This window comes from Pseudomonas halotolerans (assembly GCF_039581215.1).
Taxonomy (GTDB): Bacteria; Pseudomonadota; Gammaproteobacteria; order Pseudomonadales; family Pseudomonadaceae; genus Aquipseudomonas; species Aquipseudomonas tehranensis.
Window position 1 is genome coordinate 111,322 of the sequence record NZ_JBCNTJ010000015.1, and the last position, 21,044, is coordinate 132,365.

Here is a 21,044-nt window from a genome sequence, read left to right on the forward strand (position 1 = left end):
GCTTGCTCGCGAAAGCGGTGGGTCAGTCAATACTTCAATGACAGGTCGATTGCTTTCGCGAGCAAGCTCGCTCCCACAGGGGATTGGGCGTGTCAGTTATCGCGGATGGAGAAATTCGCCATGTGCTCCAGGCCCTTGATCAGCGCCGAGTGATCCCAGTGGCTGCCGCCGATGGCCGCGCAGGTGCTGAACACTTGCTGGGCGTTGGCGGTGTTGGGCAGGTTGATGTTCAGCTCCTTGGCGCCTTGCAGGGCCAGGTTCAGATCCTTCTGGTGCAGGCTGATGCGGAAGCCCGGATCGAAGGTGCCTTTGATCATCCGCTCGCCATGTACTTCCAGAATCTTCGAGGAGGCAAAACCACCCATCAGCGCTTCGCGAACCTTGGCCGGATCGGCGCCGTTTTTCGACGCGAACAGCAGGGCTTCGGCCACCGCCTGGATGTTCAGCGCGACGATGATCTGGTTCGCCACTTTTGCGGTCTGGCCGTCGCCATTGCCACCCACCAGGGTGATGTTCTTGCCCATGGCCTGGAACAGCGGCAGGGCGCGCTCGAAAGCGGCGCTGTCGCCGCCGACCATGATGCTCAGCGTGGCAGCCTTGGCGCCGACTTCACCACCGGACACGGGGGCATCCAGGTACTGCGCGCCTTTTTCATTGATCTTGGCCGCGAAGGCCTTGGTGGCGGTAGGGGAGATCGAGCTCATGTCGATGACAACCTTGCCCGCGCCCACGCCCGCCGCCACGCCATCGGCGCGAAACAGCACGTCATCGACCTGCGGGGTGTCCGGGACCATGACGATGATGAACTCGGCTTCCTGGGCGACTTCTTTCGGGTTGGCCAGCGCCACCGCGCCACCGGCCAGCAGATCGGCGGGGGCCGGGTCGTGGTGCTGGCTCAGAAACAGGCTGTGCCCGGCCTTTTGCAGGTTCAATGCCATGGGCAGACCCATGATGCCGGTGCCGATGAATCCGATTTTAGCCATGAGAAAATCCTCTCTTATTTAGATGTCCCGGGTCTCTGTGGCGAGGGAGCTTGCTCCCGCTGGGTCGCGAAGCGGCCCCAGAAATCCATGTTGGGTGAAAAAATCATGCGTCTGCTTCGCAGCCGAGCGGGAGCAAGCTCCCTCGCCACAAAGGCCGTATCGGGTCAAACCGCGTTATGGCTTTTCAGCCAGCCAAGGCCCGCTTCGGTGCTGGTCAGCGGCTTGTATTCGCAGCCGACCCAGCCTTGGTAACCGATGCGGTCCAGGTGTTCGAACAGGAAGCGGTAGTTGATCTCGCCAGTTCCCGGCTCGTTGCGTCCCGGGTTGTCCGCCAGTTGCACATGGTTGATCTGATCCAGGTGCGCCGAGAGGGTCCGGGCCAGGTCGCCTTCCATGATTTGCATGTGGTAGATGTCGTATTGCAGGAACAGGTTGGCGCTGCCGACTTGCTCGCGGATCGACAAGGCTTGGGCGGTGTTGTTCAAGTAGAAGCCGGGAATGTCGCGGGTGTTGATGGCTTCCATCACCAGCTTGATGCCTTTGGCTTGCAGCTTCTCGGCTGCGTATTTCAGGTTGGCGACAAAGGTTTTTTCCACCAGGGCTTTGTCGCAGTTCTGCGGACAAATCCCGGCCAGGCAGTTGACCTGGGTGTTGCCCAGCACCTGGGCATAAGCGATTGCCAGGTCAACGCCCGAGCGGAACTCTTCAACCCGGTCCGGCAGGCAGGCAATGCCGCGCTCGCCCTTGGCCCAGTCGCCGGCCGGCAAGTTGAACAACACTTGGGTCAGGCCATTGGCCTGGAGCAGCGCCTTGAGCTCGGCGCTGCTGTAGTCATACGGGAACAGGTATTCGACACCCGTGAAACCGGCCTTGGCGGCTGCTTCGAAACGGGCGAGGAAATCCTGCTCGGTGAACAGCATGGACAGGTTGGCTGCGAAACGCGGCATGGTGGTCTCCTGTAAATGTTTGTAGATCCCTGTGGGAGCGGGCTTGCTCGCGAAAGCACTGTGTCAGCCAACATCGTTGTTGGATTTGAAGCCGTCTTCGCGAGCAAGCCCGCTCCCACAGGTACTCAGTCGAGCAACGAAATGGCGGTCGGCGCATCGTTACCCACCAGCGCCAGGTCTTCGAATTCGTTGACGGCGTTGATCTCGGTACCCATGGAAATGTTGGTCACCCGTTCCAGGATGATCTCGACGATCACCGGCACCTTGAATTCCTCGATCAACGCCTGGGCTTTGCGCAATGCCGGCTGGATGCCGGACGGTTCGAAAACCCGCAGCGCCTTGCAACCCAGGCCCTCGGCCACGGCGACGTGGTCCACGCCATACCCGTTGAGTTCCGGCGCGTTGAGGTTGTCGAAGGACAGTTGTACGCAGTAGTCCATGTCGAACCCGCGCTGGGCCTGGCGGATCAACCCCAGGTAGGAGTTGTTCACCACCACGTGGATGTACGGCAGCTTGAACTGCGCCCCCACCGCCAGCTCTTCGATCATGAACTGGAAGTCATAGTCCCCCGACAACGCCACGACCTTGCGGCTCGGGTCGGCCTTGACCACCCCCAGCGCCGCCGGGATGGTCCAGCCCAACGGGCCGGCCTGGCCGCAGTTGATCCAGTGGCGCGGTTTGTAGACGTGCAGGAACTGCGCCCCGGCGATTTGTGACAACCCAATGGTGCTGACGTAGCAAGTGTCCTTGCCGAACACCTGGTTCATTTCTTCGTACACACGCTGGGGTTTGACCGGCACGTTGTCGAAGTGCGTCTTGCGCTGCAGGCTGGCCTTGCGCTGCTGGCAGTCCTGCAACCAGGCGCTGCGGTTTTTCAGTTTGCCGGCCGCTTGCCATTCGCGGGCGACTTCGATGAACGCTGTCAGTGCCGAGGCAGCGTCGGAAACGATGCCCAGGTCCGGGGTGAACACGCGGCCGATCTGGGTCGGTTCGATGTCCACATGAATGAAGGTGCGCCCTTCGGTGTAGACATCCACCGAACCGGTGTGGCGGTTAGCCCAGCGGTTGCCAATGCCCAGTACCACGTCCGATTTGAGCAGCGTCGCATTGCCATAACGGTGGGAGGTTTGCAGGCCGACCATGCCGACCATCAATGGGTGATCGTCTGGAATCGTGCCCCAGCCCATGAGTGTGGGAATCACCGGGATACCGGTCAGTTCAGCGAATTCCACCAGCAGCTCGCTGGCATCGGCGTTGATGATGCCGCCGCCGGCCACCAGCAATGGGCGCTCAGCCTGATCGAGCATGGCCAGGGCCTTTTCGATCTGCACGCGATTGGCGGCGGGTTTGGCCAGCGGCAGCGGTTGGTAGGCGTCGATGTCGAACTCGATCTCGGCCATCTGCACGTCGAACGGCAAGTCGATCAGCACCGGGCCCGGCCGGCCGGAACGCATTTCATAGAAAGCCTTCTGGAACGCGTACGGCACCTGACCCGGCTCCAGGACGGTGGTGGCCCACTTGGTCACCGGCTTGACGATGCTGGTGATATCCACCGCTTGGAAATCTTCCTTGTGCAGGCGGGCGCGGGGCGCTTGGCCGGTGATGCACAGGATCGGGATCGAGTCGGCCGAAGCGCTGTAGAGCCCCGTCACCATGTCGGTCCCCGCCGGGCCCGAGGTGCCGATGCACACGCCAATGTTGCCGGCCTTGGTGCGGGTGTAGCCCTCGGCCATGTGGGAGGCGCCTTCAACGTGGCGAGCGAGGACATGATCGATGCCACCCACCTTTTGCAGGGCAGAGTACAGCGGGTTGATCGCTGCACCCGGGATGCCGAAGGCGGTGTCTACGCCTTCACGGCGCATCACCAGAACGGCGGCTTCGATTGCTCTCATTTTGCTCATGGTTTTGTGCCTCTTACGTTTTGTAATTGTATACAAGTGGCTTTGCGCAGAGTGTATTCACGGCGGACGGCGCAGGTCAATCCATTTCCTCAAGCACCTGTTTCATTCGTCGGAAGGCCGAAGATGCTGCGGCTTTTCGTCGCTTAGGATGCTTTTATGGATTTATTGTATACAAAAAATACAATCATTGTGTTCTATTGTTTGCGTTCGGTTTTGCCGAGGGCATTACCTGAAACGCTTCCCACCACAAAAAGAGGACAGCACTCATGAGCGCTTTAACCTTGAAAGCCGCCATCAACCTGACGGGGCAAGCCCTTGCCGCAGGCCGTGAAATCAGCGCTGCGCCGTTGACCGTTGCGGTTCTGGACAGCGGCGGCCACCTGATTGCCTTGCAGCGCGAAGACGGCGCCAGCCTGCTTCGTCCTCAGATCGCTATCGGCAAGGCCTGGGGTGCCATCGCCCTGGGCAAGGGCTCGCGCCTGCTCGCCCAGGACGCCCACCAACGCCCGGCCTTTTTCGCCGCGTTGAACGGCCTGGGTCAGGGCAACGTCGTGCCGGCACCGGGCGGGGTGTTAATCAAAGGTGAGGATGGGCGGGTGCTGGGTGCCATCGGCATCAGTGGCGACACCTCGGACATTGATGAGCAAGTGGCGATCAGGGCTGTGGAGGGGGTGGGGTTGAAGGCGGATGCGGGGGTGGCTTGATGCTGCGGTGACGCGACTGCCGCTTTCGCGAGCAAGCCCGCAATGGGAATGTGCTGAACACACAACCCCCCTGTGGGAGCGAGCTTGCTCGCGATGGCGATCTACCAGACACATACTGCTAAAAAGTCTTCCGCTCGCTCAGACATTTCGTGGCCTAGCCTTTTATGACCTGATCATTGGAGAGACCATGGATGTCTGATTTACCCGCCTCCCATCGTTTACGCATCGACCGCTATGGTGAGTTGAATCGAATATATCTGCTGACCACTAACACCGCTGACCGCGAGCCTGTTTTCGAGAGTTTTGCCTTAGGTAGATTGGTTGTTGACCAACTGCGGTATGCCCAGGATCAAAGGTGGGCCAAGTCATTGGCCTGGGTTGTTATGCCCGATCATTTCCATTGGTTGATCGAATTGCAGGAGAGCTCGCTGAATGAACTGATGCAGAAAACTAAGTCCTTGAGTGCTCGGGCAGTGAACTTATCTGCCGGGCGCAGCGGTAGCCTGTGGCAGCAGGGATACCATGATCGAGCATTGCGGCGGGATGAAGACTTGGTAAAACTGGCTCGGTATGTTGTTGCCAACCCGTTGCGCGCAGGTCTGGTGAAGCGACTGGGTGATTACCCGTTGTGGGATGCGATCTTGGTGGATCCATAACCGAGCGGCCTTCATCGCGAGCAAGCTCGCTCCCACAGGGGGCTGGTGACTAACAACGGATATCCAAGGAGCTATCCTGCTCGCGATGGCGGCGATGCGGTCCCAAGCCTAGCGATCCACCTCACACCCCTTCAACACCAACCGAATAATCGTTTGCGCCGCGGCCTCATAATCCGCTTCGTCCAGCTTCGCCTTGCCGGTCACTGCGGAGATTTGCCAGTCGAAGTCGGCGTAGGTCTGGGTGGCCGCCCAGATGCTGAACATCAGGTGGTTGGGGTCGATGGGGGCGATTTGGCCTCGGTCGATCCAGGTCTGGATGCAGTCGATGTTGTGCCGGGCCTGGGCGTTGAGCTGTTCCACCAGGTCGGCGCTCAGGTGCGGGGCGCCGTGCATGATTTCGCTGGCGAACACTTTTGAGGCGAAAGGCAGGTCGCGGGAGATGCGGATCTTGGAGCGGATATAGTGGCTCAGCACTTCGCTAGGCACGCCGTCGGCGTTGAACGGGGTCGAGGCCTGGAGGATGGGCTCGATGATACTTTCCAGGACCTCGCGGTAGAGGTTTTCCTTGGATTTGAAATAGTAGTAGACATTGGGTTTGGGCAGGCCCGCCTTGGCCGCGATATCGCTGGTTTTGGTCGCCGCGAAGCCCTTGTCGGCAAATTCTTCGCTGGCGGCACGCAGGATCAGTTCTTTGTTGCGCTCGCGGATAGTGCTCATAAACCCAGGGGTTCCTTGCCTGTTCTGGCGGTGGCGCATGGTAGCACCGGCCTCGCGAAGCGCTCAAGAATGCCCCGAGGCGACGTCGGGCGCGCTATGCTGCGCAGCATTATTGTTCAAGGAGTTCTTCCATGGCCGGAAGCAGTTTGTTGTTACTGATCGACGATATCGCCACGGTGCTCGACGATGTTGCTTTGATGACCAAAATGGCCGCCAAGAAAACCGCCGGCGTGCTCGGCGATGACCTGGCGCTCAATGCCCAGCAGGTCTCAGGCGTGCGTGCCGAGCGGGAAATACCGGTGGTCTGGGCGGTGGCCAAGGGATCGTTCATCAATAAACTGATCCTGGTGCCGTCGGCGTTGGCCATCAGCGCTTTCGTACCTTGGCTGGTCACGCCATTGCTGATGGTGGGGGGCGCCTACCTGTGTTTCGAAGGGTTCGAGAAACTCGCCCACAAGTTCCTTCACAGCAAGGCGCAAGACCAGGCCGAGCATGCGCAATTGGTCGAGGCCGTTGCCAACCCGGCGGTCGATCTGGTGGCCTTTGAGAAGGACAAGATCAAAGGCGCCATACGCACCGATTTCATCCTCTCGGCGGAAATCATCGCCATCACCCTTGGCACTGTTGCGGATGCACCGCTGACCCAACAAGTGATCGTGCTGTCGGGCATCGCCATCGTCATGACCGTCGGCGTCTATGGTCTGGTAGCCGGCATCGTCAAGCTCGATGACCTGGGGTTGTGGCTGACGCAGAAGCCGGGGCAACTCGCCAAGCGCATCGGTGGCGCCATCCTGCGCGCCGCGCCCTACATGATGAAAGGCCTGTCGGTGATCGGCACGGCGGCGATGTTCCTGGTGGGCGGCGGCATCCTGACCCATGGCGTGCCGGTGGTGCATCACTGGATCGAAGGTGTGACGGCCAGTGCCGGGGGCGCCGGGTTCATTGTGCCGTTGCTGCTTAATGCGGTGGCGGGGATTGTCGCGGGGGCCTTGGTGTTGGCGGGTGTGATGGTGGTTGGCAAGGTCTGGAAAGCGCTGAAAGGCTGAATCTGACAATACAAAACAACTGTGGGAGCGGGCTTGCTCGCGAAGACGGTGTGTCAGTTAACAAACATGTTGTCTGATACACCGTCTTCGCGAGCAAGCCCGCTCCCACAATGGGTATTTATGTTGGCCGCAGGTTACTCGGCAATCTGCAACTTGCGCGACTCGGTATACACGTAACGCACCTTCTCATATTCGAATGGCGAGTTCAGTTGGCCATAGCGGAAGCTGGTCTGGTGGCGCCTGTCCACGGCGCGCAGGAGCAGCAGTTCCGGGTGGTTGGCGCTGACTTCTGAAACGTTGAGGAAGTTGATCGCCGATTCAGCCGTGTAATCCACCAGCAATCCCGAGGTGTCGCGAAGGTTCGAAGGGCCGAAGATCGGGAGTACGAAGTACGCGCCGCCGGGCACGCCATAGAACCCCAGGGTCTGGCCGAAGTCTTCACTCTGGCGCGGCAGGCCCATGGCGGTGGCCGGATCCCACAGGCCGGCGATGCCGACGGTGGTGTTGAGCAGCAGGCGTGCCGTGGTTTCCATCGAACGTTTGCCCTTGAATTGCAGCAAACTGTTCATCAGGTTCGGCACGTCTCCCAGGTTATTGAAGAAGTTGCTCACCCCTGTGCGCAGAAAACTCGGCGTGATGTAACGGTAACCATCGACGACTGGCAGGAACACCCACTGGTCGAATCGATAATTGAAGTGGTAGACACGGCGGTTCCAGGACTCCAGCGGGTCGTAGACGTTCAGGGCGTTGAGGGTCGAGCGCTCGAACTCGCGCTGGTCCAGTCCGGGGTTGAACTTGAGCTTGCTCAACGGCTCCTTGAAACCGTCGGAGTCCACCACCACAGGCGCGTTGGCCTTGCTGTTATCGGCGTGGACCATGCCGGCACTCATTAACGCAGCGATAAGCAGGAGATATTTAGCCACGGAAGAACTCCAGCATGGCGTCGCTGTTGACGCGGTAGTTAAGGTTGCCGCAGTGGCCGCCCAATGGATAAACCGTCAGCCGGTCGCCAAAGGTCTTGCGCAAGAAGCCCAGATCGCCCGGGCCGAGGATAACGTCGTCGGCGTTATGCATGACGGCAATCTTCGGACTGTCGTGCAGGTAATCCTTGAGCGCATACAGGCTGACCTGATCGATCAGTTGCAATAGGCTGCCGCCGTCGGTGCGTGCGCGCCACATTGGAATCACTTGCTCGGTGAGGTAACAGTCGAAGTCGCATTGCAGCGCGCGCTTGAGGAACGGCGTCAGGCTGGTGCTTTCGGTAATCGGGAATTTGGGCGGGATGATCAGGCCGCGACGGTTGATCAGGTCCGAGGTGAATGCAATGTCGGCCGCCGAGAAGCGGAACGAGGTGCCGATCAGCATCGCCATCTGCTCGTTGGTCAGGTGTTGCTTGGACTGCTGGAAGTCATAGAGCAGGGCATCGTTGAGATCGATGTAGCCTTTCTGCTGGAAGTAGCGGGTCAGCTTGTTGAGCACCAGTTCATAAAAAGTGGTGGTGTTGTTGATGCCCTTGACCTCGGTCTGGACCAGTTTGTCCAGGTTGGTGATCGAGGTGTAGAGGTTGACCGGCGGGTTGAGCAGCAGCACTTTCTTGAAGTTGAAGCTGCGTCGGGTTTCGTCCAGATGGGCGACGAAGGCCGCGTCCAGGGCACCGAGGCTGTAGCCAGTGAGGTAATACTCGGTCACGGGCAACTTGGGGTTCTGCGCACGCACGGCCTGCATCACCCGGTACATGTCTTCGGCGTCTTCCTTGGTGATGCCGGGTGTGGCGAAGCGTGAAGCGGCGCTCATGAAGTCAAAGCTGGTGGGCGACGACAGCTGCACCACGTGGTAACCGGCCTTGTAATAGAGGCGCTTGAGGTATTCGTTGAGGCTGCTGTCGTATCGCGCACCGGTGCCCGCGATCAGGAAGATCAGCGGTGCGGGCTTGTCCTGGGTCGCCATGCGGTAGGTGAGGCTTTTCACCGGCCAGAAATTGTCCGGCAGGATGAACTCGCGTTCCGGGCGCAGGGTCAGGCTATGGTCGGCCTGGTTGATGTCTTCGATCGGGGGCAGCTCCGGGCGCAGATCCGGAGGCGTAGTGGCGATGGTCGCCTCGAACGGGTTGGTCAAGGGGTAGCCATAGCTGGCGGCATCGATATCCACCGCCAGCGCGGACGCACTCAGAATAAGGCCGCCGACGAGGGCAGCGAAGCGCAAGGAATGGAGCATGACTGGATCCCTTAGAGGAAGATGCCGAATGAAGTTCGCAGGCTATGACCGCCGAAGTGAAGCCAAGTGCCATGACGCACACAAAAGAAGCACAAACGGGGCGCGATAGTAGCGGGACGATACACGTTTGCGTGGGGGAGCGGCTAGTTATCTGGCGGCTTGCCGGATTCTGACAGGGTCGGCGGGACGGCATTTTTGCGGGGCCGAATGGCTGAGGCAGATAGCTGGCGTTCTGATGTCGTTTCTCGTTGCCTCAACGTCGCAGGCAGAGCAGGTTCCAGATCGGCGCAGGTTGATGATCAACGAGTCAGTACTCCACTGACGTTCGAGCCGGTTTTGCAGGCGAGCGTGATGGGGGCGCTGTGCACCATAACAATACGTTGACGCCGCTCGGCATCCGTCGGGCGCAGCACTTTCGGGGAAGTAACGATGAGAATGCGACGACTCTTGGGCGCAGGTGCCGCACTGGTACTGGCGATCAGCTCCACACTGGCCAGCGCCGAAACCAAAACCCTGAGCATCGGTTATGTCGACGGTTGGTCCGACAGCGTCGCGACCACCCATGTGGCGGCCGAAGTCATCAAGCAGAAACTCGGCTATGACGTGAAGCTGCAAGCGGTCGCGACCGGGATCATGTGGCAAGGCGTAGCCACCGGCAAACTCGACGCGATGCTTTCGGCCTGGCTGCCGGTGACCCATGGCGACTACTGGACCAAAAACAAGGATCAGGTAGTCGACTACGGTCCGAACTTCAAGGATGCGAAAATCGGCCTGATCGTGCCGGAGTACGTCAAGGCCCAGTCCGTGGCCGACCTCAAGACCGATGACAGCTTCAAGAACCGCATTGTCGGTATCGACGCCGGTTCAGGTGTCATGATCAAGACCGAGCAGGCCATCAAGGATTACGACCTGACCGGGTACCAACTCAAGGCCAGTTCCGGCGCCGGCATGATTGCCGAGCTGACCCGTGCCGAGAAGAAAAAAGAATCCATTGCCGTCACCGGTTGGGTGCCGCACTGGATGTTCGCCAAGTGGAAACTGCGCTTCCTGGAAGACCCGAAAGGCGTTTACGGCGCAGCTGAAACCGTGAACAGCATCGGCAGCAAGGAATTGGAAGCCAAGGCGCCGGAAGTGGTCGCGTTCCTGAAGAAGTTCCAGTGGAATTCGAAAGACGAAATCGGCGAGGTCATGCTGGCGATTCAGGAAGGCGCCAAGCCGGACGCTGCAGCCAAGGACTGGGTCGCCAAACACCCGGACCGTGTAAAAGAGTGGACCGGCAAGTAATTCGCCTGGTTTAACATCCTCGAAACCGCATGGCCTGGCGTCATGCGGTTTTTTTGTGCCTGCCGTTTTTCAGCCTGGCCCAAGTCCCTGTGGGAGCGGGCTTGCTCGCGAAAGCGATCTGTCTGTTAGCAATTCATAGGCTGACACACCGCCTTCGCGAGCAAGCCCGCTCCCACAAGGGAAATATGAAGGTTTGCAGGGGCAATCGATAAACGTCATGTCGTTCTAATACTAAGGTCGTCTGGAACCTGGCCTTCAGCCGCATAGAGTAGAGCTGTTCCAATTTAATCTGTGCTGCGAGGATAAAAACAATGAACGACAGCATTTACCTCTCGATTCAAAACAGCCCGCGCTTCAAGGAGCTGGTGAGAAAACGAGAAAAGTTCGCCTGGATTCTCTCGGCGATCATGCTTGGGCTGTATTCCGGCTTCATTCTTCTGATCGCCTACGGGCCGCATGTTCTCGGGGCCAAGATTTCGCCCGAGTCCACCATTACCTGGGGTATCCCCATCGGTGTCGGCCTGATTCTTTCGGCCTTCGTCCTGACCGGTATCTATGTGCGACGCGCCAACGGCGAGTTCGACGACCTGAACAATGCGATTCTCAAGGAGGCTCAGCAATGATCCGGCGTCTAATGGCTCTGTTGAGCGTCGCAGCTTTCGCACCGGGCGCCTGGGCGGCTGACGCCCTGACCGGTGCCGTGCAGAAACAACCGCTTAACGTCGCGGCTATCCTGATGTTCGTGGCCTTCGTCGGTGCGACCCTGTACATCACGTACTGGGCGTCCAAGAAAAACAATTCGGCGGCCGACTACTATGCGGCTGGCGGCAAGATCACCGGTTTCCAGAACGGCCTGGCAATTGCGGGCGACTACATGTCGGCGGCGTCCTTCCTGGGCATTTCCGCGCTGGTGTTCACGTCCGGTTATGACGGTCTGATCTACTCCATCGGTTTCCTGGTGGGCTGGCCGATCATTCTGTTCCTGATCGCCGAGCGCCTGCGTAACCTGGGTAAATATACCTTTGCCGACGTGGCCTCCTATCGCCTCGGGCAAACCCAGATCCGCAGTCTGTCCGCCTGCGGCTCGCTGGTGGTAGTAGCGTTCTACCTGATCGCGCAAATGGTGGGTGCCGGCAAGCTGATCCAGTTGCTGTTCGGCCTGGATTATCACGTTGCGGTGATTCTGGTTGGTATCCTGATGTGCCTTTACGTGTTGTTCGGCGGCATGCTGGCTACAACCTGGGTGCAGATCATCAAGGCGGTCCTGTTGCTGTCGGGCGCTTCGTTCATGGCGCTGATGGTCATGAAACACGTCAACTTCGACTTCAACATGCTGTTCTCCGAGGCGGTCAAGGTTCACGCCAAGGGTGAAGCGATCATGAGCCCTGGTGGCCTGGTCAAGGATCCGATCTCGGCGTTCTCCCTGGGTCTGGCGCTGATGTTCGGTACCGCTGGCCTGCCGCACATTCTGATGCGCTTCTTCACCGTGAGTGATGCCAAGGAAGCTCGCAAGAGCGTGCTGTACGCCACTGGCTTCATTGGTTACTTCTACATCCTGACCTTCATCATCGGCTTCGGCGCGATCCTGCTGGTCAGCACCAACCCGGCCTTCAAGGACGCGGCAGGTGCCTTGCTCGGTGGCAGCAACATGGCGGCGGTGCACCTGGCTAACGCGGTGGGTGGCAGCATCTTCCTGGGCTTCATCTCGGCCGTGGCCTTTGCCACCATCCTGGCGGTGGTCGCGGGCTTGACCCTGGCCGGTGCCTCGGCGGTGTCCCATGACCTGTATGCCAGTGTGATCAAGAAGGGCAAGGCCAACGAAAAGGACGAGATTCGCGTCTCGAAGATCACCACCATCGCCCTGGCGGTGCTGGCGATCGGCCTGGGCATCCTGTTCGAGAAGCAGAACATCGCGTTCATGGTGGGCCTGGCGTTCTCCATCGCGGCAAGCTGCAACTTCCCGGTACTGCTGCTTTCGATGTACTGGAAGAAACTGACCACTCGCGGCGCCATGATTGGCGGCTGGCTGGGCCTGGTCAGTGCCGTGGGCTTGATGGTGCTCGGTCCGACCATCTGGGTGCAGATCCTGGGTCACGAGAAGGCGATCTTCCCGTACGAATACCCGGCACTGTTCTCGATGATCATTGCCTTCACCGGTATCTGGTTCTTCTCCATCACCGACAAGTCGGCTGAAGGCGCAAACGAACGGGCTCTGTTCTTCCCGCAGTTCGTGCGTTCGCAGACTGGCCTGGGGGCGAGTGGGGCGGTAAACCACTAAAGCAGCGGCAAGCTGCAAGTTGAAAGCTTCCAGTTAACGCGGTGCGCTTGAAGAGATACCCCGGTCGAGAGGCTGGGGTATTTTTTTGTGCGCGATAATTGTGGTGTGAATGAGGGCGCCTTCGCGAGCAAGCCCGCTCCCACATTGGAATGCATTCATCCCGTGGGAGCGGGCTTGCTCGCGAAGGCGTCAGTCCTGCTGGTGAGTAAGTTAAAGGCATAAACAAAACGGCCCCCGCTCTTATATTAAGAAGCGGAGGCCGTTTCGGTGCAGCTTGGGACCTAGCGCAAGGCAGGTCTTACTTGCGGTCTTCCAGTCGAGTGATGTCACGCGACTCGTAGCCGGTGTACAACTGGCGCGGACGGCCGATCTTGTACGGGCTGGAGAGCATTTCCTTCCAGTGGGAGATCCAGCCCACGGTCCGCGCCAGGGCGAAGATCACGGTGAACATGCTGGTTGGAATGCCGATCGCCTTGAGGATGATCCCCGAGTAGAAGTCGACGTTCGGGTACAGCGAGCGTTCGATGAAGTACGGGTCGGTCAGGGCGATCTCTTCCAGGCGCATGGCCAGTTCGAGTTGCGGATCGTTCTTGATCCCCAGTTCCTTGAGCACTTCGTCGCAGGTCTGCTTCATGACGGTGGCGCGCGGGTCGCGGTTCTTGTAGACCCGGTGACCGAAGCCCATCAGCTTGAACGGATCGTTCTTGTCCTTGGCCTTGGCGATGAACTTGTCGATGTTCGAAACATCGCCGATTTCATCGAGCATGGTCAGTACTGCTTCGTTGGCACCGCCGTGGGCCGGGCCCCAGAGCGCGGCGATACCGGCGGCGATACAGGCGAACGGGTTGGCACCCGAGGAGCCTGCCAGGCGCACGGTGGACGTGGAGGCGTTCTGCTCGTGGTCGGCGTGGAGGATGAAGATCCGGTCCATGGCCTTGGCGAGCACCGGGCTGATCGGTTTGATCTCGCACGGGGTGTTGAACATCATGTGCAGGAAGTTTTCTGCATAAGTCAGGTCGTTGCGCGGGTACATCATGGGCTGGCCCATGGAGTACTTGTAAACCATGGCTGCCAGGGTTGGCATCTTCGCCACCAGGCGGATCGCGGAGATTTCGCGATGCTGGGGGTTATTGATGTCCAGGGAGTCGTGGTAGAAGGCCGAGAGGGCGCCGACAACACCGCACATGACGGCCATCGGGTGGGCATCGCGACGGAAGCCGTTGAAGAAGGTCTTCAACTGTTCGTGAACCATGGTGTGGTTCTTCACGGTGCTGACGAACTGGGCCTTTTGCTCTGCGGTTGGCAGCTCGCCGTTGAGCAGCAGGTAGCAGGTTTCCAGGTAGTCCGACTTTTCGGCCAGTTGTTCGATCGGGTAGCCGCGGTGCAGCAGGATGCCGTTGTCGCCGTCGATATAGGTGATTTTCGACTCGCACGAAGCGGTCGACATGAAACCTGGGTCAAAGGTGAAACGGCCTGTGGCCGTCAGGCCCCGTACGTCGATTACATCGGGACCAACGGTGCCGGTTAAAATGGGCAGCTCGACGGGGGCTGCGCCCTCGATGATCAACTGCGCTTTTTTGTCAGCCATGTGGCCTCCTATTAATGCTTGGAATCATCAGACAGACCCCCCACGCAGGGCCCGCACCACTATAGTGAGATAAATTCGAATGTCAATTTGCCTAAAGTCTTGCTCCAGAAGGCTTTAACCGGACTTTTTCCGCGAAATTGCCTGCCGTTTACGCCTTTTGCTTCATATGTGCAATGCGCTATTAGGGGAAGGTGAACGCGTTGTCATTAGTAGCCTAACTGTCTATACTCGGCCACCGACCGCCAGGGGCTTTTGGGCCTGCTTTCTTGGGGGTCGTCACTCCCTGGGTGGTGAGTACCTGACCAGTGCGCGCCCCAACAACTTTGCCCTGATTGTTAGGGGCTCTTCAGTGTGAAAAAAAGCCGTGAAAAGCCAACGACCTGTAAACCTAGACCTAAGGACCATCAAACTCCCAGTCACTGCTTACACGTCCATTCTTCACCGTATTTCCGGTGTCATCCTCTTCGTCAGCCTGGCCATCATGCTTTATGCATTGGACAAGTCGCTCGATTCGGAAGAAGGCTTCGGTCAGGTGAAAGCGTGTCTGACCAGTCCGCTAGCCAAGCTAGTGATTTGGGGCATCCTGTCCGCCTTGCTGTATCACCTGGTTGCCGGTGTGCGCCACTTGATCATGGACATGGGCATCGGTGAGACGCTGGAAGGCGGCAAGCTGGGCTCGAAAATCGTTATCGCCGTTTCCGTGGTGGTAATCGTTCTGGCAGGAGTCTGGATATGGTAACCAACGTCACGAACCTTTCCCGTTCGGGCCTCTATGACTGGATGGCGCAGCGTGTGTCTGCGGTCGTTCTCGCGGCTTACTTTATTTTCCTGATCGGATATGTCGTAGCAAACCCCGGCCTTGGCTATGCCCAATGGCACGAACTGTTCGCAAACAACTGGATGCGTATCTTCAGTCTGCTGTCGCTTGTCGCACTGGGCGCTCACGCCTGGGTCGGCATGTGGACCATCGCGACCGACTACCTGACGCCGATGGCGTTCGGCAAGTCGGCGACTGCCGTACGTTTCCTCTTCCAGGCTGTATGCGGCGTCGCGATGTTTGCGTACTTCGTCTGGGGTGTGCAGATTCTTTGGGGTATCTGATTCATGGCTAACATTCCTACGATTTCTTTCGACGCCATCATTATTGGTGGCGGCGGTGCCGGCATGCGCGCAGCGCTGCAACTGGCACAGGGCGGTCACAAGACTGCCGTGATCACCAAGGTTTTTCCGACCCGTTCGCACACCGTTTCCGCCCAGGGCGGCATCACCTGTGCCATCGCTTCGGCTGACCCGAACGATGACTGGCGCTGGCACATGTACGATACCGTCAAGGGTTCCGACTACATCGGTGACCAGGACGCTATCGAATACATGTGTCAGGAAGGTCCGGCCGCAGTGTTCGAGCTGGACCACATGGGCCTGCCGTTCTCGCGGACCGAAACCGGCCGCATCTACCAGCGTCCGTTCGGCGGTCAGTCCAAGGACTACGGCAAGGGCGGCCAGGCTGCGCGCACTTGCGCGGCGTCCGACCGTACCGGTCACGCACTGCTGCACACTCTTTATCAGGGCAACCTGAAGGCCGGTACCACGTTCCTGAACGAGTACTACGCCGTTGACCTGGTGAAAAACCAGGATGGCGCTTTCGTCGGTGTGATCGCGATCTGCATCGAAACCGGCGAAACCACCTACATCCGCGCCAAGGCTACCGTGTTGGCCACCGGCGGTGCCGGCCGTATCTACGCTTCCACCACCAACGCCCTGATCAACACCGGTGACGGTGTCGGCATGGCGCTGCGTGCTGGCGTGCCGGTACAGGACATCGAAATGTGGCAGTTCCACCCGACCGGCATCGCCGGCGCCGGTGTACTGGTCACCGAAGGTTGCCGCGGTGAAGGCGGTTACCTGATCAACAAGCACGGCGAGCGTTTCATGGAGCGTTATGCGCCGAACGCCAAAGACCTTGCCGGTCGTGACGTGGTTGCCCGTTCGATGGTGAAAGAAATCATCGCCGGCAACGGTTGCGGTCCCAATGGCGACCACGTGATGCTCAAGCTCGACCACCTGGGCGAGGAAGTGCTGCACAGCCGTCTGCCAGGCATTTGCGAGCTGTCCAAGACCTTCGCTCACGTCGACCCGGTCGTCGCGCCGGTTCCAGTGGTTCCAACCTGCCACTATATGATGGGCGGCGTTGCCACCAACATTCACGGCCAGGCGATCACCCAGAACGCCGAAGGCGTGGACGAAATCATCCCTGGCCTGTTCGCAGTGGGTGAAGTGGCGTGCGTATCGGTTCACGGTGCCAACCGTCTGGGCGGCAACTCGCTGCTCGACTTGGTGGTCTTCGGTCGCGCTGCCGGCCTGCACCTGGAAAAGGCGCTGACCGACGGTATCGAGTATGACGATGCCACCGACGCCAACATCGAAGCTGCACTCGCGCGTCTGTCCGCTCTGAATGCGCGTACCGAAGGCGAAGACGTGGCAACCTTGCGTCGCGAGCTGCAAAACTGCATGCAGAACTACTTCGGTGTGTTCCGTACCGGCGAATACATGCAGAAGGGTATCGCTCAGCTGGCGCAGTTGCGTGAACGAATCGCCAACGTGAAGATCAACGATAAGTCGCAGGCGTTCAACACTGCACGTATCGAAGCGCTGGAATTGCAGAACCTGCTGGAAGTGGCCGAAGCCACCGCCATCGCGGCCGAAGTGCGCAAAGAGTCCCGTGGTGCCCACGCCCGCGAAGACTACGAAGACCGTGACGACGAAAACTGGCTGTGCCACACCCTGTATTTCCCGGGTGACAAGCGCGTCGCCAAGCGTGCGGTGAACTTCTCGCCGAAGACTGTTCCGACTTTTGAACCTAAGATTCGGACTTATTAAGGGTGGCCGCCATGTTGCAAGTCAGTGTTTATCGCTACAACCCTGATCAGGACGCTGCACCGTTCATGCAGGATTTCCAGGTTGAAACCGACGGCAAAGACCTGATGGTGCTGGACGTGCTGGCCTTGATCAAAGAGCAGGACGAAGGTTTTTCCTACCGTCGCTCTTGCCGCGAGGGCGTTTGCGGCTCCGACGGCATGAACATCAACGGCAAGAACGGCCTGGCCTGTATCACGCCGCTGTCCGCCGTGGTCAAGGGCAACAAGCTGATCGTTCGTCCGCTGCCAGGTTTGCCGGTTATTCGTGACCTGGTCGTCGATATGAGCATCTTCTACAAGCAATACGAGAAGGTGAAGCCATTCCTGCAGAACGATTCGCCGGCTCCGGCCATCGAACGTCTGCAGTCCCCGGAAGAGCGTGAAAAGCTCGACGGTCTGTACGAGTGCATCCTGTGCGCCTGCTGCTCGACCTCGTGCCCATCCTTCTGGTGGAACCCGGACAAATTCCTGGGCCCGGCCGCTCTGCTGCAAGCGTATCGCTTCCTGGCAGACAGCCGCGACACCAAGACGTCCGAGCGTCTGGCTGCACTGGATGACCCGTTCAGCGTATTCCGCTGCCGCGGGATCATGAACTGCGTCAACGTCTGCCCGAAAGGCCTGAACCCGACTAAGGCCATCGGTCACGTACGTAACATGCTGCTGCAAAGCGGCGTGTGATTCAGCTGCTGTACCCGTAGAACCGCTGTACCCGCAGAGGCCATGGCGCGGGCTTCAACCCGCGTCCTGGCTATAACCAGAACCGCCGCTCACAAAGCGGCAGTTCTTATTTTGAAGAAATGAGACAAGCAGGGGCATCCGGGCTGGTACCCGGACTATCAGCGTGATCCTAAGTGGCTTGTTTTAGTCGCTGCACTCGGACTTCTGCAAGTTTGCTCGGTGTTTTCGCCGATGGTGTTCCCCAAATCGAGGGTGACCAAGCATGCAAGAAAGCGTGATGCAGCGCATGTGGAACAGTGCCCACCTCTCCGGTGGTAACGCTGCCTATGTGGAAGAGCTCTACGAGCTCTACCTGCACGACCCTAACGCTGTGCCAGAAGAGTGGCGCACCTACTTTCAGAAGTTGCCGGCTGACGGTAACTCTGCCACTGATGTTTCGCACTCGACAATTCGCGATCATTTCGTGCTGCTGGCAAAGAACCAGCGCCGCGCTCAACCGGTGTCTGCCGGCAGCGTGAGCAGTGAGCACGAGAAGAAGCAAGTTGAAGTGCTGCGACTGATCCAGGCCTACCGGATGCGCGGCCACCAGGCAGCCCAGCTGGACCCGCTGGGGCTGTGGCAGCGTCCTGCACCTGCAGACCTGTCGATCACTCACTACGGCTTGACCAATGCCGATCTTGATACGACCTTCCGTGCCGGCGACCTGTTCATCGGCAAAGAGGAAGCGAGCCTACGCGAAATTCACGAAGCGTTGCAGCAGACATATTGCCGCACCATCGGCGCTGAATTTACGCACATCACCGATTCCGAGCAGCGCCAGTGGTTCCAGCAGCGTCTGGAAAGCGTTCGTGGCCGTCCGACGTACTCCGCCGACATCAAGAGCCACTTGCTCGAGCGCGTCACCGCCGGTGAAGGCCTGGAGAAATACCTGGGCACCAAGTACCCGGGTACCAAGCGTTTTGGCCTGGAAGGCGGCGAAAGCCTGATTCCGATGCTCGACGAGCTGATCCAGCGTTCGGGTTCCTACGGCACCAAGGAAGTCGTCATCGGCATGGCCCACCGTGGTCGTCTGAACGTACTGGTCAACACCTTCGGTAAAAACCCGCGGGAGCTGTTCGACGAGTTCGAAGGCAAGAAGAAGGTCGAGCTGGGCTCCGGTGACGTGAAATACCACCAGGGTTTCTCGTCCAACGTGATGACCACCGGTGGCGAAGTCCACTTGGCGATGGCTTTCAACCCGTCCCACCTGGAAATCGTTTCCCCGGTGGTCGAGGGTTCGGTCCGTGCCCGTCAGGATCGCCGCAACGACCCGACCGGCGAGAAGGTGCTGCCGATCTCCATCCACGGTGACGCGGCATTCGCCGGTCAAGGCGTGGTCATGGAAACCTTCCAGATGTCGCAGACCCGCGGTTTCAAGACCGGCGGTACCGTGCACATCGTGATCAACAACCAGGTCGGTTTCACCATCAGCAACCCGGAAGACTCGCGCTCCACCGAGTACGCCACCGACGTCGCGAAGATGATCCAGGCGCCGATTCTCCATGTGAATGGCGATGATCCGGAAGCGGTGCTGTTCGTGACCCAGTTGGCCATTGACTACCGCATGCAGTACAAGCGTGATGTGGTAATCGACCTGGTCTGCTACCGTCGTCGCGGCCACAACGAGGCCGACGAGCCAAGCGGCACCCAGCCTCTGATGTACCAGCAGATCGCCAAGCAGCGCACCACCCGTGAGCAGTATGCCGAGCGCCTGACCCAGAGCGGTGTACTGGATGCAGAGCGCGTCCAGGAAAAAGTCGATGAATATCGCAATGCCCTGGACAACGGCCTGCACGTTGTAAAAAGCCTGGTCAAAGAGCCGAACAAAGAGCTGTTCGTGGACTGGCGCCCGTACCTGGGTCATGCCTGGACCGCTCGTCACGACACCCGCTTCGACCTCAAGACCTTGCAGGAACTGTCCGCCAAGCTGCTGGAAATTCCGGAAGGCTTCGTGGTTCAGCGCCAGGTCGCGAAAATCTACGAAGACCGGCAGAAGATGCAAGCCGGCGGCCTGCCGATCAACTGGGGTTACGCCGAAACCATGGCGTACGCGACCCTGGCGTTCGAAGGTCACCCGATCCGCATCACTGGCCAGGACGTCGGCCGCGGCACTTTCTCGCACCGCCACGCGGCGCTGCACAACCAGAAAGACGCCAGCACCTACATCCCGCTGCAACACCTGTACAAAGGCCAGCCACGTTTCGACTTGTACGATTCGCTGCTGTCCGAGGAAGCCGTCCTGGCGTTCGAATATGGCTACTCCACCACCGAGCCCAATGCGCTGGTGATCTGGGAAGCCCAATTCGGCGACTTCGCCAACGGTGCCCAGGTGGTTGTCGACCAGTTCATCACCAGCGGCGAACACAAGTGGGGCCGTCTCTGCGGTCTGACCATGCTGTTGCCACACGGTTATGAAGGGCAGGGACCGGAGCACTCTTCGGCACGTCTGGAGCGTTACCTGCAGCTGTGTGCCGAGCACAACGTCCAGGTTTGCGTGCCGACGACTCCGGCGCAGATCTACCACCTGCTGCGTCGTCAGGTCATCCGTCCGCTACGCAAGCCGCTGATCGTGCTGACACCGAAGTCGCTGCTGCGTCACAAACTGGCGATCTCCACGCTCGAGGACCTGGCCGAAGGCTCCTTCCAGACCGTTATTTCGGAAATCGATACGCTGGACGCGGCCAAGGTGACTCGCCTGGTCCTGTGCAGTGGCAAGGTTTACTACGACCTGCTGGAAAAACGTCGTGCCGAAGGCCGCGAAGACATCGCCATCGTGCGTATCGAGCAGTTGTACCCGTTCCCGGAAGAAGACCTGATGGAGGCCATCGCGCCTTACACCAACCTCACCCATGTGGTGTGGTGTCAGGAAGAACCGATGAACCAGGGCGCGTGGTACAGCAGCCAGCATCACCTGCGTCGCAGCATCGGCAACCATAACAAGGCCCTGGGCCTGGAATATGCCGGCCGTGATGCTTCCGCTGCACCTGCGTGTGGTTATGCGTCGATGCACGCCGAGCAGCAGGAAAAACTGCTGCAAGATGCTTTCACTGTTTAAGCCTTCGTGCTGACTGAAACCGAATTTTAAGGACCCACA

At 59.3% G+C, this 21,044-nt stretch carries 18 protein-coding genes; 11 read left to right on the forward strand and 7 right to left on the reverse strand.

The window, feature by feature from the left end:
• Window positions 1-92 precede the first annotated feature (92 nt).
• From AAIS01_RS19725 to gcl, 3 genes are all read right to left on the reverse strand, one after another.
• Window positions 93-983, reverse strand: a complete 891-nt coding sequence (locus AAIS01_RS19725; protein WP_343470340.1) for a 2-hydroxy-3-oxopropionate reductase — start codon at window positions 981-983, stop codon at window positions 93-95.
• A gap of 164 nt (window positions 984-1,147) precedes the next feature.
• On the reverse strand, window positions 1,148-1,930 hold the full coding sequence (gene hyi, locus AAIS01_RS19730; RefSeq protein WP_092400196.1) for a hydroxypyruvate isomerase: 783 nt from the start codon (window positions 1,928-1,930) through the stop codon (window positions 1,148-1,150).
• 125 nt (window positions 1,931-2,055) lie between these two features.
• Window positions 2,056-3,831, reverse strand: coding sequence for a glyoxylate carboligase (gene gcl, locus AAIS01_RS19735; RefSeq protein WP_343470341.1), 1,776 nt, complete (start codon window positions 3,829-3,831; stop codon window positions 2,056-2,058).
• A 266-nt stretch (window positions 3,832-4,097) separates the two neighbouring features.
• On the opposite strand from gcl, the gene AAIS01_RS19740 reads away from it, so the two are divergent.
• Both AAIS01_RS19740 and AAIS01_RS19745 read left to right on the forward strand, forming a co-directional pair.
• Window positions 4,098-4,535 carry a GlcG/HbpS family heme-binding protein gene (locus tag AAIS01_RS19740; protein ID WP_343470343.1) on the forward strand — a complete coding sequence of 146 codons (438 nt, stop codon included), beginning with the start codon at window positions 4,098-4,100 and terminating at the stop codon, window positions 4,533-4,535.
• 191 nt (window positions 4,536-4,726) lie between these two features.
• On the forward strand, window positions 4,727-5,191 hold the full coding sequence (locus AAIS01_RS19745) for an REP-associated tyrosine transposase (protein WP_343470344.1): 465 nt from the start codon (window positions 4,727-4,729) through the stop codon (window positions 5,189-5,191).
• A 108-nt stretch (window positions 5,192-5,299) separates the two neighbouring features.
• On the opposite strand, the gene AAIS01_RS19750 is transcribed toward AAIS01_RS19745, so the two are convergent.
• Window positions 5,300-5,908: a TetR/AcrR family transcriptional regulator gene (locus AAIS01_RS19750; protein WP_343470345.1), complete on the reverse strand. Its 609-nt coding sequence runs from the start codon at window positions 5,906-5,908 to the stop codon at window positions 5,300-5,302.
• A gap of 131 nt (window positions 5,909-6,039) precedes the next feature.
• Between AAIS01_RS19750 and AAIS01_RS19755 the strand changes: the two genes are divergently transcribed.
• The gene (locus AAIS01_RS19755) at window positions 6,040-6,954 is read left to right on the forward strand and encodes a DUF808 domain-containing protein (RefSeq protein ID WP_343470346.1); all 915 of its coding nucleotides are present in this window, start codon (window positions 6,040-6,042) and stop codon (window positions 6,952-6,954) included.
• A gap of 134 nt (window positions 6,955-7,088) precedes the next feature.
• Here AAIS01_RS19755 and AAIS01_RS19760 read toward each other — a convergent pair whose 3' ends face one another.
• Both AAIS01_RS19760 and AAIS01_RS19765 read right to left on the reverse strand, forming a co-directional pair.
• Window positions 7,089-7,877 (reverse strand): MlaA family lipoprotein, encoded by a 789-nt coding sequence (locus AAIS01_RS19760; protein WP_343470347.1) that lies wholly within the window; start codon window positions 7,875-7,877, stop codon window positions 7,089-7,091.
• Window positions 7,870-9,168, reverse strand: a complete 1,299-nt coding sequence (locus AAIS01_RS19765) for an alpha/beta fold hydrolase (protein ID WP_214913420.1) — start codon at window positions 9,166-9,168, stop codon at window positions 7,870-7,872. Before AAIS01_RS19765 ends, AAIS01_RS19760 begins: the two co-directional genes overlap by 8 nt.
• 429 nt (window positions 9,169-9,597) lie before the next feature.
• Between AAIS01_RS19765 and AAIS01_RS19770 the strand changes: the two genes are divergently transcribed.
• The 3 genes from AAIS01_RS19770 (at window position 9,598) to AAIS01_RS19780 (ending at window position 12,730) form a co-directional block, all read left to right on the forward strand.
• Window positions 9,598-10,452 carry a glycine betaine ABC transporter substrate-binding protein gene (locus AAIS01_RS19770; RefSeq protein WP_343470348.1) on the forward strand — a complete coding sequence of 285 codons (855 nt, stop codon included), beginning with the start codon at window positions 9,598-9,600 and terminating at the stop codon, window positions 10,450-10,452.
• 311 nt (window positions 10,453-10,763) lie between these two features.
• Window positions 10,764-11,075, forward strand: a complete 312-nt coding sequence (locus AAIS01_RS19775; RefSeq protein WP_092400180.1) for a DUF485 domain-containing protein — start codon at window positions 10,764-10,766, stop codon at window positions 11,073-11,075.
• Complete coding sequence (locus tag AAIS01_RS19780) at window positions 11,072-12,730, forward strand: cation acetate symporter (RefSeq protein ID WP_343470349.1); 1,659 nt, start codon at window positions 11,072-11,074, stop codon at window positions 12,728-12,730. Before AAIS01_RS19775 ends, AAIS01_RS19780 begins: the two co-directional genes overlap by 4 nt.
• A gap of 298 nt (window positions 12,731-13,028) precedes the next feature.
• Here AAIS01_RS19780 and gltA read toward each other — a convergent pair whose 3' ends face one another.
• Complete coding sequence (gene gltA, locus AAIS01_RS19785) at window positions 13,029-14,318, reverse strand: citrate synthase (protein WP_092400176.1); 1,290 nt, start codon at window positions 14,316-14,318, stop codon at window positions 13,029-13,031.
• A gap of 364 nt (window positions 14,319-14,682) precedes the next feature.
• On the opposite strand from gltA, the gene sdhC reads away from it, so the two are divergent.
• From sdhC to AAIS01_RS19810, 5 genes are all read left to right on the forward strand, one after another.
• Window positions 14,683-15,057: a succinate dehydrogenase, cytochrome b556 subunit gene (gene sdhC, locus AAIS01_RS19790; RefSeq protein ID WP_024780620.1), complete on the forward strand. Its 375-nt coding sequence runs from the start codon at window positions 14,683-14,685 to the stop codon at window positions 15,055-15,057.
• Complete coding sequence (gene sdhD, locus AAIS01_RS19795) at window positions 15,051-15,419, forward strand: succinate dehydrogenase, hydrophobic membrane anchor protein (RefSeq protein ID WP_047230490.1); 369 nt, start codon at window positions 15,051-15,053, stop codon at window positions 15,417-15,419. Before sdhC ends, sdhD begins: the two co-directional genes overlap by 7 nt.
• A 3-nt stretch (window positions 15,420-15,422) precedes the next feature.
• Window positions 15,423-17,195, forward strand: a complete 1,773-nt coding sequence (sdhA, locus tag AAIS01_RS19800) for a succinate dehydrogenase flavoprotein subunit (RefSeq protein ID WP_092400174.1) — start codon at window positions 15,423-15,425, stop codon at window positions 17,193-17,195.
• Between the two features lie 11 nt (window positions 17,196-17,206).
• Window positions 17,207-17,911, forward strand: a complete 705-nt coding sequence (locus tag AAIS01_RS19805; RefSeq protein WP_092400172.1) for a succinate dehydrogenase iron-sulfur subunit — start codon at window positions 17,207-17,209, stop codon at window positions 17,909-17,911.
• A gap of 262 nt (window positions 17,912-18,173) precedes the next feature.
• Window positions 18,174-21,005 carry a 2-oxoglutarate dehydrogenase E1 component gene (locus AAIS01_RS19810; RefSeq protein WP_343470351.1) on the forward strand — a complete coding sequence of 944 codons (2,832 nt, stop codon included), beginning with the start codon at window positions 18,174-18,176 and terminating at the stop codon, window positions 21,003-21,005.
• The last annotated feature ends 39 nt before the right edge of the window (window positions 21,006-21,044 follow it).

Coding starts and splice junctions, on each gene's coding strand:
- AAIS01_RS19745 (WP_343470344.1), top strand. CDS start 4,727: ATGTCTGATTTACCCGCCTCCCATCGTTTACGCATCGACCGCTATGGT.
- AAIS01_RS19750 (WP_343470345.1), bottom strand. CDS start 5,908: ATGAGCACTATCCGCGAGCGCAACAAAGAACTGATCCTGCGTGCCGCC.
- AAIS01_RS19810 (WP_343470351.1), top strand. CDS start 18,174: ATGCAAGAAAGCGTGATGCAGCGCATGTGGAACAGTGCCCACCTCTCC.
- AAIS01_RS19775 (WP_092400180.1), top strand. CDS start 10,764: ATGAACGACAGCATTTACCTCTCGATTCAAAACAGCCCGCGCTTCAAG.
- AAIS01_RS19770 (WP_343470348.1), top strand. CDS start 9,598: ATGAGAATGCGACGACTCTTGGGCGCAGGTGCCGCACTGGTACTGGCG.
- AAIS01_RS19740 (WP_343470343.1), top strand. CDS start 4,098: ATGAGCGCTTTAACCTTGAAAGCCGCCATCAACCTGACGGGGCAAGCC.
- gcl (WP_343470341.1), bottom strand. CDS start 3,831: ATGAGCAAAATGAGAGCAATCGAAGCCGCCGTTCTGGTGATGCGCCGT.
- sdhD (WP_047230490.1), top strand. CDS start 15,051: ATGGTAACCAACGTCACGAACCTTTCCCGTTCGGGCCTCTATGACTGG.
- AAIS01_RS19725 (WP_343470340.1), bottom strand. CDS start 983: ATGGCTAAAATCGGATTCATCGGCACCGGCATCATGGGTCTGCCCATG.
- AAIS01_RS19805 (WP_092400172.1), top strand. CDS start 17,207: ATGTTGCAAGTCAGTGTTTATCGCTACAACCCTGATCAGGACGCTGCA.
- sdhA (WP_092400174.1), top strand. CDS start 15,423: ATGGCTAACATTCCTACGATTTCTTTCGACGCCATCATTATTGGTGGC.
- gltA (WP_092400176.1), bottom strand. CDS start 14,318: ATGGCTGACAAAAAAGCGCAGTTGATCATCGAGGGCGCAGCCCCCGTC.
- AAIS01_RS19765 (WP_214913420.1), bottom strand. CDS start 9,168: ATGCTCCATTCCTTGCGCTTCGCTGCCCTCGTCGGCGGCCTTATTCTG.
- AAIS01_RS19755 (WP_343470346.1), top strand. CDS start 6,040: ATGGCCGGAAGCAGTTTGTTGTTACTGATCGACGATATCGCCACGGTG.
- hyi (WP_092400196.1), bottom strand. CDS start 1,930: ATGCCGCGTTTCGCAGCCAACCTGTCCATGCTGTTCACCGAGCAGGAT.
- AAIS01_RS19780 (WP_343470349.1), top strand. CDS start 11,072: ATGATCCGGCGTCTAATGGCTCTGTTGAGCGTCGCAGCTTTCGCACCG.